Source organism: Desulfobulbaceae bacterium, from assembly GCA_015231515.1.
In the GTDB taxonomy this organism is placed as follows: domain Bacteria; phylum Desulfobacterota; class Desulfobulbia; order Desulfobulbales; family VMSU01; genus JADGBM01.
This window is the reverse complement of the sequence record JADGBM010000011.1, coordinates 1-18517: the sequence shown is the minus strand read 5'-3', so window position 1 is coordinate 18517 and position 18517 is coordinate 1. Positions and strand designations below refer to the sequence as shown.

Sequence of the window (18517 nt, the reverse complement as noted above, 5' to 3'; positions counted from 1 at the left end):
AGGCTTATGCCATGCGAGTAACGTTAAACACCATATACACAAAGATTCAGACCAATCTTGGCCAGATTTCCAGAGACATGGACAGGATCAATGAACGTATCTCCACCGGTCTTGAAATGTCGAAAATATCTGATGACCCTGTTAATCTGGTCAGCGCCCTGCGATTTAGGACTACAATCGTTGAAATGGATCAGTTTACTGAAAACATCAAGCATGGAGAGACTCTGGTGAATGCCTCAGAGGCAGCTTTAGTAGAGATTAAAGACATGGCTATCCGCGCCAAAACCCTGGCCATTCAGGCAACCGACCCAGCCCTTACTCCAAGCAACCGGGAGGCAATTTCTCTAGAAATTAAAAATATGCTGGATCAAGCCATACAACTTGGCAACACCCAGATAAACGGCAAGTACATCTTCGGCGGCTACCGAACCAGCGGTTATACCGAAACCGAGCCTGCCCCGTTTGTACTGGATCAGGGAAATGGCCATTGGATTAACGGTAGTGCACTAACACCCCTTGATAGATATCTTACCAGTTCTCCGATAGCCTCAGCTGCTGCCTCAGCAGATCTCGGCGATAATGATCTGTTTATTAACGGCCAACACATCGGCCAGGTTGATCTGACTACTGGAGCAGATGTAAACGGAGTCAACATGATTGGCGCCAATAACCTGAAGACCCAAATAAACGTAAATAGCGGTCTCTACTCTGAAGGCACTGCCACCGCAGATACCACCGGCAGCACTTTTCAATTTAACCTTAACGGTGTAGCAATTACCGTCAACACCGCGGCCCTTGACACTGCCACCGCTGTGGCAACAAAAACCATAGCAGCAATAAACGCGGAATCAATCAATACCGGAGTCACCGCTTTCATCGGTAATGCTACCGGCACCAACGGCGGCCCCACAGACTCAGTAATTTTTCAAAACGTGACAGCAGACGATACGACTCCCATTGAGGTGACCAACTTCAATACAGTACTGAATGGCGGGGCCACTCTCGGCTTTACCAACTTCAGCAAACCAACCGAATATTTTACCGCCACCCTCACAACTCAGGGGGCGGGAGTTGCTCCCACAGATCTGTTAGCAGGAAGTATGGATTTCTCCATCAACGGTGTCAACCTCGCCTACAACCTGACGGCTGTGGCGACAGATGCCGCAAGGGCACAGCAGCATGTTGAGGCCATCAACCAGGCCAGTTCATTAACCGGTGTTACTGCCTTACTGGGCACTGGCACCAACGGCGGCCCAGCCAACTCCGTCATCCTTCAGAATACCGAAGAGGGCGATGAGACAGCTATCGTGCTCACAGATATAGCCGTTGGAACCGAAGATATATTATCCGGGCTTGCCGTTGGCGCTGGCTTTGACACCTATTCTGTTGGGGCCGGAAACAATACAGGACAAGTCTCCCTTGCTTCCGACTCCATAATCTCAATAACAACCTCTGCAACCGATGATACTATTCTCGACTTAATTGGCTTGGGCGGCGGCAGTGTTGGAAATTATGATGATGCCGCCGATGGCCAGCTCACATACGGCTACCCACTGAATGAAGGTGACCTGAAAATAAACGGCACCGCGGTTCCGGCGACCAGCACTGACTCGTTATCCACTATATTTGCCGAGGCTTCTGCAGCCGCAAAAGCCTCGGCCATCAATTCAATCACTGATCAAACTGGAGTTACCGCCAATATTATTCCTGTCAACCGTACCGCGCCCGCATCTGTCGAAGCAGGTACTGAGTTAAGCCGACTCACAGGCACAGTGACCAACACCGAAATCCTTGCCAATACCCTGGCTATAAATGGAACCGCTTTGGTTCCTCAGATTGACGCAGGTGCAATCACCAACGGCCTCAATATGGAGAAGGCCTACAATGCTGTTACTCAGATAAATACCATTAGCGCAACCACCAATGTCGCGGCCCGCCTCACCACCCTGCTGGCGGGTGGCGTCGCTGCAACCGGAACCCCGACTGCGGTGGAATTTACACTTAACGGCAACACGGTATCTTTCTCGACAGGGGGAATATCTGCCAAAGATTCAGCACAGAGTGCAATCTCCGCCATCAATGCCATTAGTGCTCAGACCGGTGTTGAAGCAACTTTAGGAGATGGGACAAACGGCGGGGCAACAAATTCCATCATCCTGAATAATATTATTCGGGGCAACGAAAACAGCATCACGGTAAGCGGCGTTGATGCCGGAGAAGACGCCCTTATTGGGTTCGCTGTTGGCACAACCGCCGCTTCAGCGGACGCAACCCACAATACCGGCCAAATATCCTTTGAGTCTGATGCTCCAATTTCCATTACCAGCCCACTACTCGCCTCCCCTGGTGCTGACATTATTATTAACGAACTTGGTTTAAGCTCTGCAACTGCTATCGGCGTCGGAGTAGGTTCTGTCTTGGAAGCAACAATGTCTGGTACCCTTATTACGGCAGGGGACCTAGCTGTAAACGGCAAATTCACCACTGCTGATATTCCTGCTGATAATGGCGTCGCCACAAACGGTGTGCGCATGACTCAAGCTTTCAGTGCAAAAACTGTCATTGAGGCAGCTGACCCTAATGTAGTAGTAAACTTAACAACCATGACCAACTTCGGCCCCATTGCTGGCCCAGCCACAGCAGATGAAAGCATGAGCTTTACTATCAATGGGGAACTCGTCAATGTAAGTTATTCATTAGGCGATACTGGCACCAGTATCGCTGACAAAGCTGTCACTGCAATCAATCTGGTTGCAGCACAAAGCGGGGTTACAGCCTTTGTTGGTGACGGATCCAATGGTGGCCCTGCCAACTCAATTGTCTTTAAAAACACAACAATTGGCAACGATTCAGCGATTGTTGTCAGTAATTTCACCCTTAATTCGAGCACTAACGATCTTGGCTTTACTAATTTTTCCCAAGCAGCTAATGCCACCAATAACTCTGGACAAATCACAATAACCTCCGCAAACTCCTTTGATTTATCCAGTCCAACAACCGTTGGCAGTGATGCTATACTGGATGTCTTCGGTCTTGGTGGCGGCTTGGTCGGTGGTTTATATGACACTGCTGGAGATGGTATCATCTACGGTTCACAAAGAACTGGAACCGGCACAGTCAGCTATGGCGCCACCCCCGAGTATCTAAGCACTGGTGATCTGACCATTAATGGTGTTGATATTTTCAGCATCCCTACCGCTATCACCGACAAAGACTCAACCATGGCCTTGATGAACGGAATTAATGCCAAAACCGCTCAAACCGGCATCCAGGCGACCAGGGGTGCCGACGGGAAAATGGTTCTTACTGCACTTGATGGACGCAATATGCATATCCAGACCTCCCGGTTAGGAGAAAACGTCACCCATCTTAATGGTGGATCATTGGACCAGGTATTCTTTGGTTCTTTGCAGTTGAGTTCTGATCGAAAATTTTCCCTCGAAAGTGAACTAGGAGCAACGACACTAACTCCGAATGAGGTGGGCCTTGCAGCTATTGGCATGTCCGGCGGTGCCGCAGTGACCGGCGAACCTGACGACACTGCCGGTGACGGCAAAATTGATGTCTTCAATATCCGCAATCAAATCGGCACTGTGCGCTATAACGGTGATCGGGAGAACGGCCTGGAGATTAAAATTGGCAAGACCAGCACCATGGTCGTAGGGGAAAACGGCGAAGACGGTATGGCAGCCACCACCGTCTTCACTACACTGAAAAGTTTAGAAGATTTTCTCAACAATAAAAACTTTACCACCGTCACAAGTTTCCACCAGGCCACAGATACCAGCCAATTGCTGAACAGCAGAAGTACAGGGCTTGAGCCGGAAGGTTTGCTTCCCGATGAGAATCTGTTCACTGACGGCCGTTTCACGGTCACTGTCACAGACCATGATTATTATCCCGCCCGCACATCGGCGTTAACAGTAGATGTCAACACCTCAACCGACACACTTGAAACTATAGCCCGCAAAATTGATGGTATGGCACATATCTCTGCCGCTTGGGGCTCTGACGGACACCTCAAGATTGAGTCCGAGAACCCATCGCGCTACACAATTGATCTAGGATTTGACAGCAGCAACTTCTTGAATGCAACGGGAGTGAGCAGTGAATTCATTGTAACTCAGGCCATTAGTGAGTCGCTGAACACGATTGATGCCCTCATTGAGAACCTGACCGAGCAGATTTCCGACTTTGGCGCCAGATCAAACCGTATCCAGATACAATCAAACATCTATGCCAACATGCTGATCTCCACCAAAGAAAACCTTTCCATCGTCCAGGACACTGATATGATCAAAGCCGTCATGGATCTTAAAGCAAAAGAAGTTTCCTATCAGGCAGCCCTTTCTGCGGCAGCAAAGACCATGCAGTTAAGCCTGGTTGATTTCTTATAAGGCGAGAGGTATAGTCAACCGACAGTTTCACTTTCCTCGAACGTAAGACAGGCAGCCAGGGAGGGCACATTATGCTAATCCTCACCAGAAAAATTGGTGAAGCCATTGCAATTGGCGACGATATAAAGGTACGGCTCCTAGAAATAAAGGGGGGCCAGGTCAAGATAGGGGTTGAGGCGCCAAACGATGTGGCTGTGCACAGGGAAGAAGTCTTTTTAAGAATTCTTGAAGAAAACCGAAAAGCTGCTAAAGAGGCACCTCATGACCTTAACAACCTCTCAGATTTATTAAAATCGAAAAAATAAAACCAGCAGAAATGGGTCGCACCTGTGATACTGCAGGCACCCAACTTCTTTACATAACCTGGAATACAACATGACAAGCATCCCAACCAATACAGAATCAGATCAAACTCCGAAATCGCTTATCCGCACCAGCCGATTTGGGGAGATTGAAATCAACACCGAAAAAATTATCTCCCTCACCAGCCCCTTTCTTGGTTTCGCCAATGAAAAACGATTTGTACTGGTACCTCATAGCGATGAGTCGGCCTTCTGGTGGCTACAGGCGGTTGACAACCCGAATCTAGCCTTTGTGGTTCTGCAACCGGCAATTATCACCCCTCAGTACAATCCACCCATTCCCCATTCTGTGTGTGTCGAACTACAAGCCAGTAGCCCCGCTGAGATCGGACTTTTACTCATCATTACAATTCCGCAGGGCAACCCTCAAAAAATGACCGCAAATCTGTTAGGCCCGGTTGCCTTAAACGCTGCCAAATGCCTCGCCAAACAGATCCTGCTTGACCCCACCCTTTACTCGCCATGTTGGCCGATCTTACAAGAAAACGATTAAGCCGCTCGCAACCATTGTAGAAGAAACTGGATCCCGGCTAACGACATGCCGGGATGACGAAAATTCGAAATGTGACATAGTAGAAATAGGGGGGTGGAAAAAAAAGGAGAGGGGAGTTACGTATATCTGAGGATTTAATGCGATCAGGAGAAAATAAGAGCAACGGACTACAACAACTTCACACGCAGGAACTTTACTCGTCAGCTAGCCCACTCTCAGACAATAAATTCATAAGCATTTTATCAGCAACCCGGTACGGATCGACTTGGTATTCACCACGTTCAATCTGTTCCTTGAGGGCCTGAACCCTGTCCATCCTGACTGATGGTGTTTCCTGAATAATACTTTTCATTTTTTGCACATCAACTGAACTTGATGATAACTGAACTCGATCGGTAGATGCAGTCTGAGTAGATGACAGCTCCGCCGTCGAACTGGCTTTTGCCTTATGAACCTTATTGTCGGTTTTAATTTGCGGCACAAGATTACTTATCTTCATACCGGCCCCCTGAGTGTGTTTTAACAATCCTTGTTAACTAACCATAATGGCTATTCCGCTAGCCCAACAACACATTAATGCTAACTGTACTACTTCTTCTGAATATCATATCGGTTTAAAAAAAACAAACTTTAACAAAAAAAATATTTTTTGCTGACCGGTATTTCAAGGAGCAGGCTGCCCACAACTACCAGAATAAAAGTTCCGATACTTTTAAATCGGAAGAATAGGTGAAACCTTAAAACAAATTTCGAACCATTCGGGTATTTTGTTATTTTCTAGGCTCAAGCCGAACATTTACCAAATTTCATCATTTCTGATATTCCTTATTTTCTCTTGATCCGCAAATGAACAAAACTGTTGCCTTCCAGAGAGTTCTGTGCCAAAAAGGGTAATCTAATTTAGCAGGTTGACGCCAAAAGACAGCAAAATCCGCCAACCCACAAGCAGGCTATAACCTCTATTGCAACATCCTACAGATAACTTCTATGACTTCAAATTCGCCAATCTACATAATTGACGGAAACGCCTATATCTACAGAGCGTTCCATGCCATTGCCCCTCTATCCAATAAAGAAGGTCTACCGACCAATGCCATTTATGGCTTTATCAATATCCTGCTGAGGGTCATCCGAGAAAAAGAGCCCCAATATATTGCCATTGCCTTTGATGCCAAAGGACCCAACTTTCGACATCAACAATACCCGGAATACAAGGCGAATCGCCCCCCGATGCCGGAAGATCTGGTCGTGCAACTGCCCTACATTAGAGATTTAGTTAAAGCCCATAACATCCTAACCCTCGAAAAACCAGGGGTCGAGGCTGACGACACCCTCGCATCTGTCGCTACGACCTTTGCTAATCAGGGCCACCAGGTAATCATTGTGTCGGGCGACAAAGACTTATTACAACTTGTTTCCAAACAGATAACCGTTTGGGAGCCGATGCTTGATCGGGTAATGGATCCAGCCGCCGTTGAAAAAAAATATACAGTCGCCCCAGACAAGCTGTTAGACCTTTTTGCCCTCATGGGTGACAAATCTGACAATATTCCAGGAGTTCCAGGTATCGGCCCTAAAACTGCCGGGCAACTTATCGAACAATTTGGCACGATAGAAAATCTTTATGATAACCTGAACTCAGTAAAACGCCTCAAACTTCTGGAAAATCTTCAAAATAACCGGGAGAATGCCTTTATATCCAAAGCCCTTATTGAACTTAAAACCGATGTCGATGTTCCTCAGCAACTAGCTGATTACAAAGTACAAATTCCTGACAATGCAAAGTTAACTGAACTATATACGTACCTTGACTTCAGCCGCCTGCTCAAAGAAACTAAACAGTGCCAATCTCTTGATACAGCCGCATTTCATTTGATTACAAGTGCAGAAGATCTTGAAAAACTGGCAGAGCGTTTAAAGGGCATTCCGTACCTCACGATCGACACCGAAACAACCTCCCTTGACACCTTGACAGCAGAGCTGGTGGGTATCTCAATAGCCGGGCCGGAGGACGATTTTTACTACATCCCTCTTTCCCATCAAGATCTCGAAGGCAACCAATGCTCCGGCCAGTTCTCTCTTGAGGTTATCAACAAACTATTTTCAAAATTTTTCACAAATCCCAGGCTCCCGAAACTTGGTCACAATATAAAGTATGACTATGCCGTCCTCAAACAAAATGGGGTTACCATGCAGGGCCCTCTCTGGGACACAATGCTTGCCGCATACCTCATCGACCCATCCAGAACATCATACAAACTTGACGATCTAAGCGCTGAACTTCTCGACGTAAAACTAACCTCATTTGCCGAGGTCACAAAAGCCAATAAAAATGCAGATGCCTTTCGCTTTGTCTCACTTGAAGATGGCGCAAATTACTCCTGTGAGGATGTTTATGCGACAAAACATCTTTGGGAACAATTTGAACCCGAGCTCGACGCCCTTGGGCTCTGGCCAGTCTTCAGCCAGGTTGAAACTCCACTCATTCCGGTGCTTGCTAACATGGAACTCCATGGGGTCTGCCTGAACTGTGATCTGCTCAATACCCTTTCCGATAAATTCCATGAACTGATTGAAGTACTTAATAAAAAAATCTTTTCTCTGGCCGGCATGGAGTTCAACATCAGCTCGCCAAAACAACTCGCTGAAATCTTATTTGAGAAGCTAAAACTTCCTCATGGCCGCAAAACAAAAACAGGGTATTCGACTGACATGAACGTCCTTGAGAAACTTTCCTCAATGCACGAACTACCAAGGCTGCTTATCGAACATCGCACCCTTACAAAGCTTAAAACTACCTACGTGGACAAACTCCCAGCTCTCGTTCACCCCAAAACCGGCAGGCTGCACACCTCATTTAACCAGGCAGTAACTGCAACTGGCAGGCTTAGCAGCAGCAATCCCAATCTCCAGAATATCCCCATTCGCAGCAATGAGGGCCAACAGATCAGAGCCGCCTTCATTCCCGCAGCCGGCTTCAAATTTATTGCTGCAGATTACTCTCAAATCGACTTACGCGTTCTGGCCCATTACTCACAGGATCCTGCCCTTATTAAGGCCTTTTGCACTGGTGAAGACATTCATCAGCAAACTGCTTCTGAAATATTTCAAATTATGCCGCAATTTGTCACAAATCAAATGCGCCGGGTTGCAAAAAGTATAAATTTTGGCATTGTTTACGGCATGAGTGCCTTTGGCTTATCGGCTCAACTCAATATCAGTCGAAAAGACGCTAAAACCTTTATTGATCGATATTTCGATCACTACCGGGGTGTCAAAAACTTCATGAGTTCCATCGTCGAACAGGCAAAAGAAACCGGCTATGTGACAACCTTGCTTGGCCGAAGGCGCAACCTACCGGACATTAACTCACCCAACAAAACTCGCCGTGAATTTGCCGAACGAACTGCTCTAAACAGCCCAATTCAGGGCACGGCAGCAGATATCATTAAACTGGCAAGTATCAATGTTGACCAGCAGCTCAAACAACACAACCTCCAGGCAAATGTCCTATTGCAAATCCACGACGAACTCGTTCTCGAAGTGCCAGACAATGAGCTTGAAAAAACCGCTACACTTATAAAAAATGTGATGGAATCCGTGCTTGATCTCTCTGTACCCCTGCTGGTCAATGTGAGTGTGGGTGAAAACCTTGCCAAAAGCTGACCTGTGAAGTGGAAATCGTTAAAAACGAGGGTAAGTTCCTCAGCCCGATTTCAGTAAATTTTATTGACTCTATCCTACAAAAATCGTAGGATAGCTTGATTTTGTTACTAACTAAACCTCTCGTTTTTTTTAATGGCGTCGCCTGTACCATGCCGGCTACAGGGCGTTAGACCTCAAAGGATTTTATCATGTTGGATCTCTTACGAAGAAAGGCTCAATCGCCTTATTTACAGGCAACAATCGTTATTATCATACTGGTGTTTATTTTCTTTGGTGTCGGATCAAATACTGGTAATGTCCAAAACAGCGTCGCAACTGTTAATGACGAAGGCATCTCATTTCAGGATTACCAAAGAGAGTATGATCAAACAGTAAACACGCTTCGCGATCAATTTGGCGGAGCAATTCCCACCGGTTTACTTGACTCCATAAACATCAAGCAGCAGGTATTAAACAAGCTGGTTCAAGGCGCTCTTTTACGCCAGGGTGCTCTGGAAGCCGGCCTCTATGTAAGTGATCAGGAACTCAGAAATACTATCCAGGAGATGGAAGCCTTTAAGAGCAACGGCTTTTTCGATGCAAAATGGTATGAAGAGGTATTGGCCAGTTCCCGCATGTCTGTTTCAAAATTTGAAACAGAGCTTCGCTACGATCTGCTCTCAGCTAAAGTTCTCGATCACTTAAGCAGATTTGCGGTCCCGTCAAAGTCATCAATCCACGATCAGTTTATCAACACTTACCAAACAACAAAATTCGACTATGTTGAGTTAACCGCTGACGCATACACTGACAACGTTGAGGTGACCGACGAAAAGCTCAACAGTTATTTTGAAGAAAACAAACTCAATTACCAGTCCGAACCAAAAACAAAATTAAACTACCTTCTATTCTCGTTTGCAGACACAGACACTCTCCCAACAGACAGTGCTATTGGGCAGATGTATCAGAACACTATCAACCAATATGCTTTGCCGGAAAAACGTAGCGCACGACACATTCTTTTCAGAATCGGTGACGTGGCTGAAACAAATGCCGTTCAAAAAGCTCAGGCCGAGAATGTCCTGGCAAGGATTCGCTCGGGAGCAGATTTTGCCGAAATGGCCAAGGAGTTTTCGGCCGACGGTTCTGCTTCACGAGGCGGCGATTTAGGTTTTTTTCAGCGGGAACAGATGGTTAAACCTTTTGCAGATGCCGCATTCAGCATGGAGGAAGGCGCGGTAAGCGACATTGTTGAGACCCAATTTGGTTACCACATTATCAAACTGGAAAAGATCGAGCCGGCCCGCATTAAGCCACTTGAAGAAGTTCGCGACCAGATCATCGCGAAGATTCAGCAGGAATCTAAAAAAACCAGTTCATTTGAGCTGGCAAACTCTGCCTATGAAAAAATTATTTTATCCGGAAGCCTGGCAAAATTCGTCGACAACTCGAAAGAACAAGGCATTACCCTGCCTCTTACCACAACCGAGTTTTTCAGCCAGCTAGACCCCCCGGAACCACTCGTGACTCTACCTGAAATTGTTAACGCAGGATTCACCCTGAAACAAGGTGAGCTGAGTTCAATCATTGAGACCTCACAGGGCTATGCCATCGTCTTTGTGGTAGAAACTCTACCCCCGGAGCAGCAGGATCTTGCCAGTGTCAAAGAAAAGGTTGAAAAAGATTACATCGCCTCTGAGGCAAATAATCTCGCGAAGATTGCAGCCGAGTCCTTGCTTAATTCGCTAAAAGCCAGTAGTGATTTTGCCGCTGAGGCACAAAAGATAAGTGCCGAACTAAAAACCACTCCATTCATCTCTAAAAATGACTTTTCAGCAGCAACGTTGCCTGCCCAGATTGTCCAAAACATCTTCACTCTTTCAGAAACAAATAAATATCCCGAAGAGATTTCAACTGCCGACAGTACTTTCTATATAATTGCTTTTAACGACCGGCAAGACCCGGATGAAACTCTTTTCGAAGAGAAAAAAAATGAGCTGAATGAAAAGTTTGTCAGGGAAAGAAACAACGATCTGTTGGCTGCGTGGCTGGAGCATTTAAGACAGGACTCAAAAATAACGACAAACGAACAGTTGCTCTAGGTTGGTTGACTGGTTAATTGGTTGGTTGGTTAGTTAATTGGTTGATTAGTTGACTGGTTGGTTAATGGGGTGGGTGTCAAACTTCCACCCATCACCCTTCACCCTTCACCCTTCACCCTTCACCCTTTACCCTTTACCCTTTACCCTTCACCTTAAAACTATTCTCTTCGTGGTTCAACAGGCGTCTGATATTTTCATGATGTTTAATCCAAATAAAAATTGCGACAAAAAGTGCAAGATAAAACGCCGGTGTGATACCATCCAAAGCACAAACCAGAATCGGCATAAGTGCTGATGCCAGCAATGACCCTAATGAAACATAGCCCGTCATTTTGACGGTACCAACAAACAAAGCTAAACAAAAAACAATTGCGATCGGCTGTATATAAATAAATATTCCTAAAGCAGTTGCAACACCCTTCCCTCCTTTAAACTTTAAATAAACAGGATAAAGGTGCCCTAGAAATGCCGCACCACCGGTTGCATATACATACAGATGGGACGAATCAGACAGAACCCAGCTTGCGACCAACATAGGAAGAACAGCCTTTCCTGCATCAGCCAGCAGAGTAACAACCCCCATTTTTTTACCCAGTAAGCGGCTAACATTAGTTGCTCCAATATTCCCGCTCCCAGATGTACGGACATCTATGCCAGCCATCTTGCCAAGCACTAACCCAAAAGGTATTGATCCCACCAGATAGCCAAATACTATCAATAAATATTCCATTCTCCTCCCCTGATTAAAGCCCACTACTGATTCTGGCCACTTTGATCTTGCAAACTTAAGAAATCATGACCCCCAAGAGCCGCAGCAAAATCAAAAAGCACTCCAAATGCTCGTCGGTTGATTATTGTTTATAGGAAATCACGGCCATATGCTGTAATTATATGTTGAATCCCTTAGAACTCCCGCAATATAGCACCCACTATGAAATATGGCCAATTATTGTTCACATTCCCAGAGATCAGGTGAGGAGGAATTAACGGCAAATGAACGAATTTATGAAAAAAGCGATCCAACTTGCAGAGGAAAACATTCAACATGGGCTTGGTGGCCCTTTTGGCGCAGTTATCGTAAAAAACAACACAATAATTGCCCATGGTTGCAATATGGTCACATCGTCGAATGACCCAACGGCTCATGCAGAAATCGTTGCAATCAGAAACGCTTGCTCGTCACTGAACAATTTTTCATTAGACGGCTGCACGATCTATGTCAACTGTGAGCCCTGCCCAATGTGCCTTGCTGCTATCTATTGGTCTGAAATCAAAGGTGTCTATTATGCAGCGACCCGAAAAGATGCTGCAGACATTGGTTTTGCAGACGACTTTATCTACGAAGAGCTAAACAAAGAATCAAAGCAACGATCCATCCCCCTTAAACAGTTAATGCGCTCTGAGGCACTTAAGGTTTTCAAATCATGGGAGGAGTTTGAAGACAAGATCCCCTATTGATTTATTGCTCAATGGGCAGGCTTAAGTTCATTAATGAAGTTGAAATGCATCAGGCATGTGAAACAAAAAAGGCAGGCATCAATGGATACGTATCGTCTGATACCATCTATTGACACCTGCCTTTAAACAAACACAAAGCAGAACTAAAAGGGTGGGGCTAGTTACATCATGCCGCCCATGCCACCCATTCCACCCATTCCGCCCATGCCGCCCATACCGCCTGGCATGCCGCCCATACCACCGCCACTGCTCTTATCTTCAGGTTTTTCAGCAATCATACACTCAGTAGTCAACAGCAGACCAGCAACGCTTGCCGCATTCTGCAGTGCAAAACGTGTTACCTTAGCTGGATCAATTACACCTGCTTCAATAAGGTCTTCATATGTTTCAGTAAAGGCATTGAAACCCATAGCGCCTTTGAGACCTTTAACATGCTCAACAACAACTGAGCCCTCACAACCTGCATTGGCCGCGATCTGTCGAACCGGCTCTTCAAGGGCACGGATAATGATCTTTTTACCGAACTCCTGCTCGTGGCTCAGTTTAAGTTTTTCAACTGCAGCTATGCAGCGAAGGTAAGCAACGCCGCCGCCAGGAACAATTCCTTCCTCAACAGCTGCGCGTGTTGCGTTTAAGGCATCTTCAACACGAGCTTTCTTCTCTTTCATTTCAATTTCAGTTGCCGCTCCAACATTAATTACAGCAACACCACCAATCAGTTTTGCAAGACGCTCCTGAAGCTTCTCTTTATCGTAATCGGATGTAGAGGCCTCAGTCTGCGAACGAATCTGTTTAACGCGTGCAGCAAGAGCTTTCTTGTCGCCTGCACCATCAACGATGGTTGTGTTGTCTTTATCGATAACAACTCGTTTACAGGTACCGAGATCGGCAACGGTAATATTCTCGAGCTTAATACCAAGATCTTCGGTGATAACCTGCCCACCGGTAAGAACAGCGATATCTTCAAGCATTGCTTTTCGTCTGTCACCAAAACCTGGCGCTTTAACAGCAACAATATTAAGCGTACCGCGAAGTTTATTTACAACTAAAGTAGCAAGTGCCTCGCCATCAACATCTTCGGCGATAATGCAAAGCGGTTTGCCCATTTTAGCAACCTGCTCAAGGATAGGGAGCAGATCTTTCATGCTGCTGATTTTTTTCTCGTTAATAAGGATGAGAGGATCTTCCATATTAACTTCCATTTTCTCAGCATCAGTTACAAAGTAAGGTGAAAGGTAACCACGGTCAAACTGCATACCCTCAACAACATCAAGAGAGGTCTCCATGCTTTTTGCTTCTTCAACGGTAATAACACCCTCTTTACCAACTTTATCCATTGCTTCTGCAATGATGTTACCAATGGTAGAATCATTGTTTGCGGATATAGTACCAACCTGAGCAATCTCTTTCTGCTCTTTGGTTGGTTTAGCAATTTTGCGCAGCTCAGCCACTACAGCCTCAACACTGGCGTCAATACCGCGTTTAATTTCCATCGGGTTGTTGCCGGCAGCTACAAGTTTTGTTCCTTCACGGAAAATAGCCTGAGCCAGAAGAGTAGCAGTAGTTGTACCGTCACCAGCAACGTCACTGGTCTTGGAAGCAACTTCTTTAACCATCTGGGCGCCCATATTTTCGAACTTATCTTCAAGTTCAATCTCTTTAGCAACACTCACACCATCTTTAGTCATGGTTGGTGCACCAAAAGATTTATCGAGGAGAACATTACGTCCTTTTGGCCCCAATGTAACTTTTACTGCATTTGCAAGGGCATTAACACCTACCAGCAGGGATTCTCTTGCCTTTACGCCGTATCTAATTTCTTTTGCCATCGTTATTTCTCCTAAACTATAAAGTCGTATTTAATGTTTTATTCTACAATTCCGAGGATATCGTCTTCTCTCATGATGAGATAGTCCACACCGTCCAACTTAACATCGGTTCCGCCGTACTTGCTAAAAAGCACTTTGTCACCAACTTTAACTTCCATTTTCACACGTTTACCGTTGTCATCAAGCTTGCCCTGACCAACAGCAATAATTTTGCCTTCTGCCGGCTTTTCCTTTGCACTGTCAGGAATAATAATTCCACCAGCTGTTTTCGCTTCCTTCTCGAGTCTTTGTACCAAGATACGGTCATTCAAAGGACGAATCTTCATTTACTACCTCCATAATAATTCTTGATTAAATTAACACTTTTTTCCCGACGAGTGACACCAAAAAAAGAAAAGTTGCACCGCAGGTTTAAGTTAGTATAGCCCCTCAAAAAACAGATCCATATGAAAGGATGGGCGAAACTATAGTGACGATTTTTCAAAAATCAAGTGAACCAAAAAAAATATTTTCAGCTTCGATAAAGAAAGGGGGAGTGCCCAGAAACACCGATAAACAGAGAGGAGAAAAGGCCGGCATGGTGCTCTGATCACAAGCACACCACACCGGCTTCAGACAATTTTGGTACGGAGCTAATCCTGAAATTCTAAAACTATTTCCCTACTTCTTGCGCAACGACACACTTTATTGCACGAAAACAGCGAAAAGAGTTCTGCCAGGCGCGAACTGGCTATAATGCGACAACCCAGCCATTGCGATCTTCAACATTGCCATATTGAATATCCTGTAGCACATCAAAAAAGCGCTGAGAGAGTTCCCCTGTTTTTGCACCATTTATAGTAATGGTCTGCCCCTTGTAATAAAGAGAACCAACCGGAGAAACAACAGCGGCTGTACCCGATCCGAATACCTCTTCCAGATGACCGGAGCTATTTGCCTCGATAACTTCATCAATGGCAATTGGCCGCTCCTCGACTTCAACCCCCCATTCTCGCGCCAGGGTCAATACCGAGTCTCGGGTTATGCCAGGCAGAATACTGCCTGACAGTGGCGGGGTGATAAGTTTGCCGTCAATCTTGAAGAAGATATTCATGGTCCCAACTTCTTCAATATAGCGTCGTTCAATGGCATCGAGCCATAACACCTGAGTAAAACCTTCCTCTTGGGCCTCCACAGCAGCCATAATACTTGCAGCGTAGTTCCCAGCTGTCTTAACATGCCCCACCCCACCAGGAACAGCCCGAACGTATTTATCCGACACATAAATCTTCACCGGATTAAATCCTTCCGGGTAGTAGGCCCCGACCGGGCTTAAGATGATAAAGAACAAATATTCTTTGGCTGGTTTAACACCCAAGCCTGGCTCTGACGCAATCATTGTCGGGCGGATGTATAATGTTGATCCCATTGTTTTTGGCACCCAATCTGCGTCAATACGAATGAGCTCTTTCAAGGCGTGTAGAACATCATCGACGTTAATTGTCGCCATGCACATCCGTTCAGCTGAAACATTCATCCGCTGTAGATTATCTTTTGGCCTAAACAACGATATCTCTCCATCCTTACCCCGATATGCCTTCAATCCTTCAAATATCGCCTGCCCATAATGAAGAACCATGGCCGAAGGATCCATTGAGAACTCCTTGTACCTGGTAATTTTGGCATCATACCAACCTTTCCCTTGTCGGTATTTCATCGTAAACATATGGTCGGTAAAATACCGACCAAAGCCGAGAGCAGATTCGTCCGGCTTGGTTTTCAGCTCAGCCTGCTGAGCTTTTTCAATGTGTAAATCCATTTTTGGCTCCTTACGCCACGAGAAGAAAAATCCGGGGCAATTTACAAATCACATCAATAAAAATTTGTCCGAAACTACCATAGTTTATTGTCATGAACCAATTAAAATTAATAACTTTCCTGAATTTGATTGAATTTTGTCCCCAAACAAGACTATTAGTAGTATCAGAAAGTTTCCTTAACCAAACAAAAAAACTTTATATTACACCATGTTAGAGGACAAAATATGGCACACAATTCAGTAAGCAAACATGCGCTTAAATATTTCCTCCTTCTTTTCACAATAGCCATACTGCTTGTTGGCAGACTGTTCTGGCCTTTCATCTCAACATTTATTCTATCTTTTCTGTTGGTCAATACCTTCCGCCCCATTTACCGTTATATAAATCGCTACACATCCAGCACTTTTGCTTCGCTTCTCACCTGCTTTCTCATTGTCCTACTGGTATTCATACCCCTTACGTTTTTTGTCATCTCATTATCCAACGAGGCCTTTGCTCAATTCCAATACATGAAAGAGATAAATTTCACCCTTAAATTAAAAGAACTTACCCAGAGCAACACTCTGTTCATTTCGGCCCAGGAGCACCTTCATAGCTTAGGAATAACTTTCACCGCCGACGACATCAGTCAAAATCTCGCAGAATATTCCCGCACAGTGGCCCTGTTCCTTTACAATCAGGCCAGTTCCTGGGCCGCCAATATTATTAATTTTATCGTCGATTTTTCGTTGATGATACTCATCATATTTTTTCTTTTGATCGATTACGACAAACTGGTTGACTTTATCCTACAGCTTTCACCTCTTCCCGATAACCAGGAAGAACAACTGATCAGTAAATTTCAGAAAATTGCCCAGGCAATCCTCGTCGGTAACGGTGTTTGCGGGTTGATCCAAGGTGTCCTTGGCGGAATAGTCTTTGCCTACCTGCAAATCGGTTCACCCGTCATGTGGGGCGGCATCATGGGGATCATGGCCTTTTTACCAATTGTCGGAATTGGCGTAGTCCTGATCCCGACGGCGATAATTTTTTTCTTGAAAGGGCAGATTGGCCAAGCTGTTTTTCTACTTGTTTTTTACTTTATACTCTCCATGAGCATCGAGTACCTGCTAAAGCCCAAACTTGTCGGCAGTCAGGTCAAAATGCACACCTTAATTGTTTTCCTGTCTATCATTGGCGGCTTGAGCGTCTTTGGTGTGCTGGGAATCATTTACGGCCCTCACATCATTACAGCCTTTCTGACTCTGGCAGATATCTACAGAAAAAATTACTCGCCACTTGCAATTGAGACCTAATAAAACAACAACACCCCAAAAGGACGAACCTTCCGGGGTGTTGTTGTTTTACGGTTGCGTACGGTAACAGGCCGTTAACGATTAGCCAACTCCTTATCGACCATTTGCCTCAAACCTTCCACACTTCGTTGCTTAACTCTTCTTCCGTTCACGAAAAGAGTTGGGGTTCCTCTTACTCCAGCAGCATAACCACTCTGAAGGTCAAGCTGAACCTGTTTTTTCAACTGCGTATCATTGCTGTCGGCTTCAAATTTTACCATATCGAGACCAATTTGCTGCGCAAGCTCAGTAATCTTCTCATTATTCAGCTTGTTATAATTTTCAAAAATCGCGTCATGCATTTGCCAGAATTTCCCTTGCTTGCCAGCCGCTAATGCAGCTAGGCCAGCCGCTTCAGCAAACTGATGACTCCGCAGTGGAAAATTTTTAAAGACCAGTTTCACATCATTCGGGTAAAGCTTGAGCACCTGCTCAAGTAAAGGTAGAACCTTTGCGCAGTACGGTCATTGGAAATCACTGAAGATCACCAAAGACACCGGGGCATTTTCAGGACCCTTGTATGGTGCCCCTGCCAGATCAAAAGATTGAACATACTCTACCGACATCAAACGGGTAGTTCCAGAGGCGGAATCAGTCAAAAAAAGTATATCACCACTTTCAGAGACCGCCACTTTATCAGCTTTCCCGTCAAATTTGACTTCCTCCTTGGGGCCACCGTCTGTCGGAAAAATTTCAATAGTCCCGTTTGGCGCCAACACATAAAAGAACTTCCCATCACCTGACACGGCTGTGTCTAAGGCCCCGCCTTTCCCCTTGTACGTGCTAACCGTTTCAGTTTCCACCGCAGCCTGACAGGGGGAAGCCAAAGCAATCACCAGCAATGCCGGAACCAGCAAAACCGCCCTCTTTTTAAAAAATGTCATAAGTATCTCCTTTTTGTTGTTAATAACTATTAAGTACCACATCCATGTCTGCCACATCATAGCTGTTGGGCAATCTAAACACAACGTTGTTACTCTTCATGAGGTCAGCTTTGTGAAAGAAAATGGCCAGTGGCTCTACATTTCAGGTGACCTCAAGGCGCTAGACAAAACTCCGGACAAAATCGGCAGAAATAGCCCCTGTCCCTGCTGCAGT

The 18517-nt window shown here is 45.5% G+C and carries 14 protein-coding genes; 7 read left to right on the top strand and 7 right to left on the bottom strand.

Annotated elements, in window-relative coordinates; all coding sequences use genetic code 11:
* Window positions 1–11 precede the first annotated feature (11 nt).
* From HQK80_03380 to fliW, 3 genes are all read left to right on the top strand, one after another.
* On the top strand, window positions 12–4397 hold the full coding sequence (locus tag HQK80_03380) for a hypothetical protein (GenBank protein ID MBF0221264.1): 4386 nt from the start codon (window positions 12–14) through the stop codon (window positions 4395–4397).
* A 71-nt stretch (window positions 4398–4468) separates the two neighbouring features.
* Window positions 4469–4702 (top strand): carbon storage regulator CsrA, encoded by a 234-nt coding sequence (gene csrA / locus HQK80_03375; GenBank protein ID MBF0221263.1) that lies wholly within the window; start codon window positions 4469–4471, stop codon window positions 4700–4702.
* Between the two features lie 70 nt (window positions 4703–4772).
* Window positions 4773–5252: a flagellar assembly protein FliW gene (gene fliW / locus HQK80_03370; GenBank protein ID MBF0221262.1), complete on the top strand. Its 480-nt coding sequence runs from the start codon at window positions 4773–4775 to the stop codon at window positions 5250–5252.
* Between the two features lie 193 nt (window positions 5253–5445).
* Here the strand turns inward: fliW and flgM are convergent, their stop codons facing one another.
* Window positions 5446–5751: a flagellar biosynthesis anti-sigma factor FlgM gene (gene flgM, locus HQK80_03365; protein MBF0221261.1), complete on the bottom strand. Its 306-nt coding sequence runs from the start codon at window positions 5749–5751 to the stop codon at window positions 5446–5448.
* A gap of 488 nt (window positions 5752–6239) precedes the next feature.
* Here flgM and polA point away from each other — a divergent pair, with 488 nt between their 5' ends.
* On the top strand, window positions 6240–8918 hold the full coding sequence (gene polA, locus HQK80_03360; GenBank protein ID MBF0221260.1) for a DNA polymerase I: 2679 nt from the start codon (window positions 6240–6242) through the stop codon (window positions 8916–8918).
* 188 nt (window positions 8919–9106) lie between these two features.
* On the top strand, window positions 9107–10999 hold the full coding sequence (locus HQK80_03355; GenBank protein ID MBF0221259.1) for a SurA N-terminal domain-containing protein: 1893 nt from the start codon (window positions 9107–9109) through the stop codon (window positions 10997–10999).
* A gap of 133 nt (window positions 11000–11132) precedes the next feature.
* Here HQK80_03355 and plsY read toward each other — a convergent pair whose 3' ends face one another.
* On the bottom strand, window positions 11133–11729 hold the full coding sequence (plsY, locus tag HQK80_03350; GenBank protein ID MBF0221258.1) for a glycerol-3-phosphate 1-O-acyltransferase PlsY: 597 nt from the start codon (window positions 11727–11729) through the stop codon (window positions 11133–11135).
* Window positions 11730–11992: 263 nt separating this feature from the next.
* Between plsY and HQK80_03345 the strand changes: the two genes are divergently transcribed.
* Window positions 11993–12457 (top strand): nucleoside deaminase, encoded by a 465-nt coding sequence (locus tag HQK80_03345; protein MBF0221257.1) that lies wholly within the window; start codon window positions 11993–11995, stop codon window positions 12455–12457.
* 161 nt (window positions 12458–12618) lie between these two features.
* Here the strand turns inward: HQK80_03345 and groL are convergent, their stop codons facing one another.
* The 3 genes from groL to HQK80_03330 form a co-directional block, all read right to left on the bottom strand.
* Window positions 12619–14286, bottom strand: coding sequence for a chaperonin GroEL (gene groL / locus HQK80_03340; protein MBF0221256.1), 1668 nt, complete (start codon window positions 14284–14286; stop codon window positions 12619–12621).
* 38 nt (window positions 14287–14324) lie between these two features.
* The gene (gene groES / locus HQK80_03335) at window positions 14325–14612 is read right to left on the bottom strand and encodes a co-chaperone GroES (protein ID MBF0221255.1); all 288 of its coding nucleotides are present in this window, start codon (window positions 14610–14612) and stop codon (window positions 14325–14327) included.
* A 404-nt stretch (window positions 14613–15016) separates the two neighbouring features.
* Window positions 15017–16084, bottom strand: coding sequence for a branched-chain amino acid aminotransferase (locus tag HQK80_03330; protein ID MBF0221254.1), 1068 nt, complete (start codon window positions 16082–16084; stop codon window positions 15017–15019).
* 225 nt (window positions 16085–16309) lie between these two features.
* On the opposite strand from HQK80_03330, the gene HQK80_03325 reads away from it, so the two are divergent.
* Entirely contained in the window at window positions 16310–17380 is a 1071-nt protein-coding gene (locus HQK80_03325) for an AI-2E family transporter (protein MBF0221253.1), read from the top strand.
* Between the two features lie 74 nt (window positions 17381–17454).
* Here the strand turns inward: HQK80_03325 and HQK80_03320 are convergent, their stop codons facing one another.
* Window positions 17455–17847 carry a thioredoxin domain-containing protein gene (locus tag HQK80_03320; protein ID MBF0221252.1) on the bottom strand — a complete coding sequence of 131 codons (393 nt, stop codon included), beginning with the start codon at window positions 17845–17847 and terminating at the stop codon, window positions 17455–17457.
* 36 nt (window positions 17848–17883) lie between these two features.
* Window positions 17884–18303 carry a hypothetical protein gene (locus tag HQK80_03315; GenBank protein ID MBF0221251.1) on the bottom strand — a complete coding sequence of 140 codons (420 nt, stop codon included), beginning with the start codon at window positions 18301–18303 and terminating at the stop codon, window positions 17884–17886.
* Window positions 18304–18517: the final 214 nt, after the last annotated feature.

Excerpts from the sequence above, each read along its gene's own strand:
- plsY (MBF0221258.1), bottom strand. The coding sequence starts at position 11,729 with ATGGAATATTTATTGATAGTATTTGGCTATCTGGTGGGATCAATACCT.
- polA (MBF0221260.1), top strand. The coding sequence starts at position 6,240 with ATGACTTCAAATTCGCCAATCTACATAATTGACGGAAACGCCTATATC.
- HQK80_03330 (MBF0221254.1), bottom strand. The coding sequence starts at position 16,084 with ATGGATTTACACATTGAAAAAGCTCAGCAGGCTGAGCTGAAAACCAAG.
- HQK80_03345 (MBF0221257.1), top strand. The coding sequence starts at position 11,993 with ATGAACGAATTTATGAAAAAAGCGATCCAACTTGCAGAGGAAAACATT.
- csrA (MBF0221263.1), top strand. The coding sequence starts at position 4,469 with ATGCTAATCCTCACCAGAAAAATTGGTGAAGCCATTGCAATTGGCGAC.
- HQK80_03325 (MBF0221253.1), top strand. The coding sequence starts at position 16,310 with ATGGCACACAATTCAGTAAGCAAACATGCGCTTAAATATTTCCTCCTT.
- HQK80_03380 (MBF0221264.1), top strand. The coding sequence starts at position 12 with ATGCGAGTAACGTTAAACACCATATACACAAAGATTCAGACCAATCTT.
- HQK80_03355 (MBF0221259.1), top strand. The coding sequence starts at position 9,107 with ATGTTGGATCTCTTACGAAGAAAGGCTCAATCGCCTTATTTACAGGCA.
- flgM (MBF0221261.1), bottom strand. The coding sequence starts at position 5,751 with ATGAAGATAAGTAATCTTGTGCCGCAAATTAAAACCGACAATAAGGTT.
- groES (MBF0221255.1), bottom strand. The coding sequence starts at position 14,612 with ATGAAGATTCGTCCTTTGAATGACCGTATCTTGGTACAAAGACTCGAG.
- groL (MBF0221256.1), bottom strand. The coding sequence starts at position 14,286 with ATGGCAAAAGAAATTAGATACGGCGTAAAGGCAAGAGAATCCCTGCTG.
- fliW (MBF0221262.1), top strand. The coding sequence starts at position 4,773 with ATGACAAGCATCCCAACCAATACAGAATCAGATCAAACTCCGAAATCG.
- HQK80_03315 (MBF0221251.1), bottom strand. The coding sequence starts at position 18,303 with ATGACATTTTTTAAAAAGAGGGCGGTTTTGCTGGTTCCGGCATTGCTG.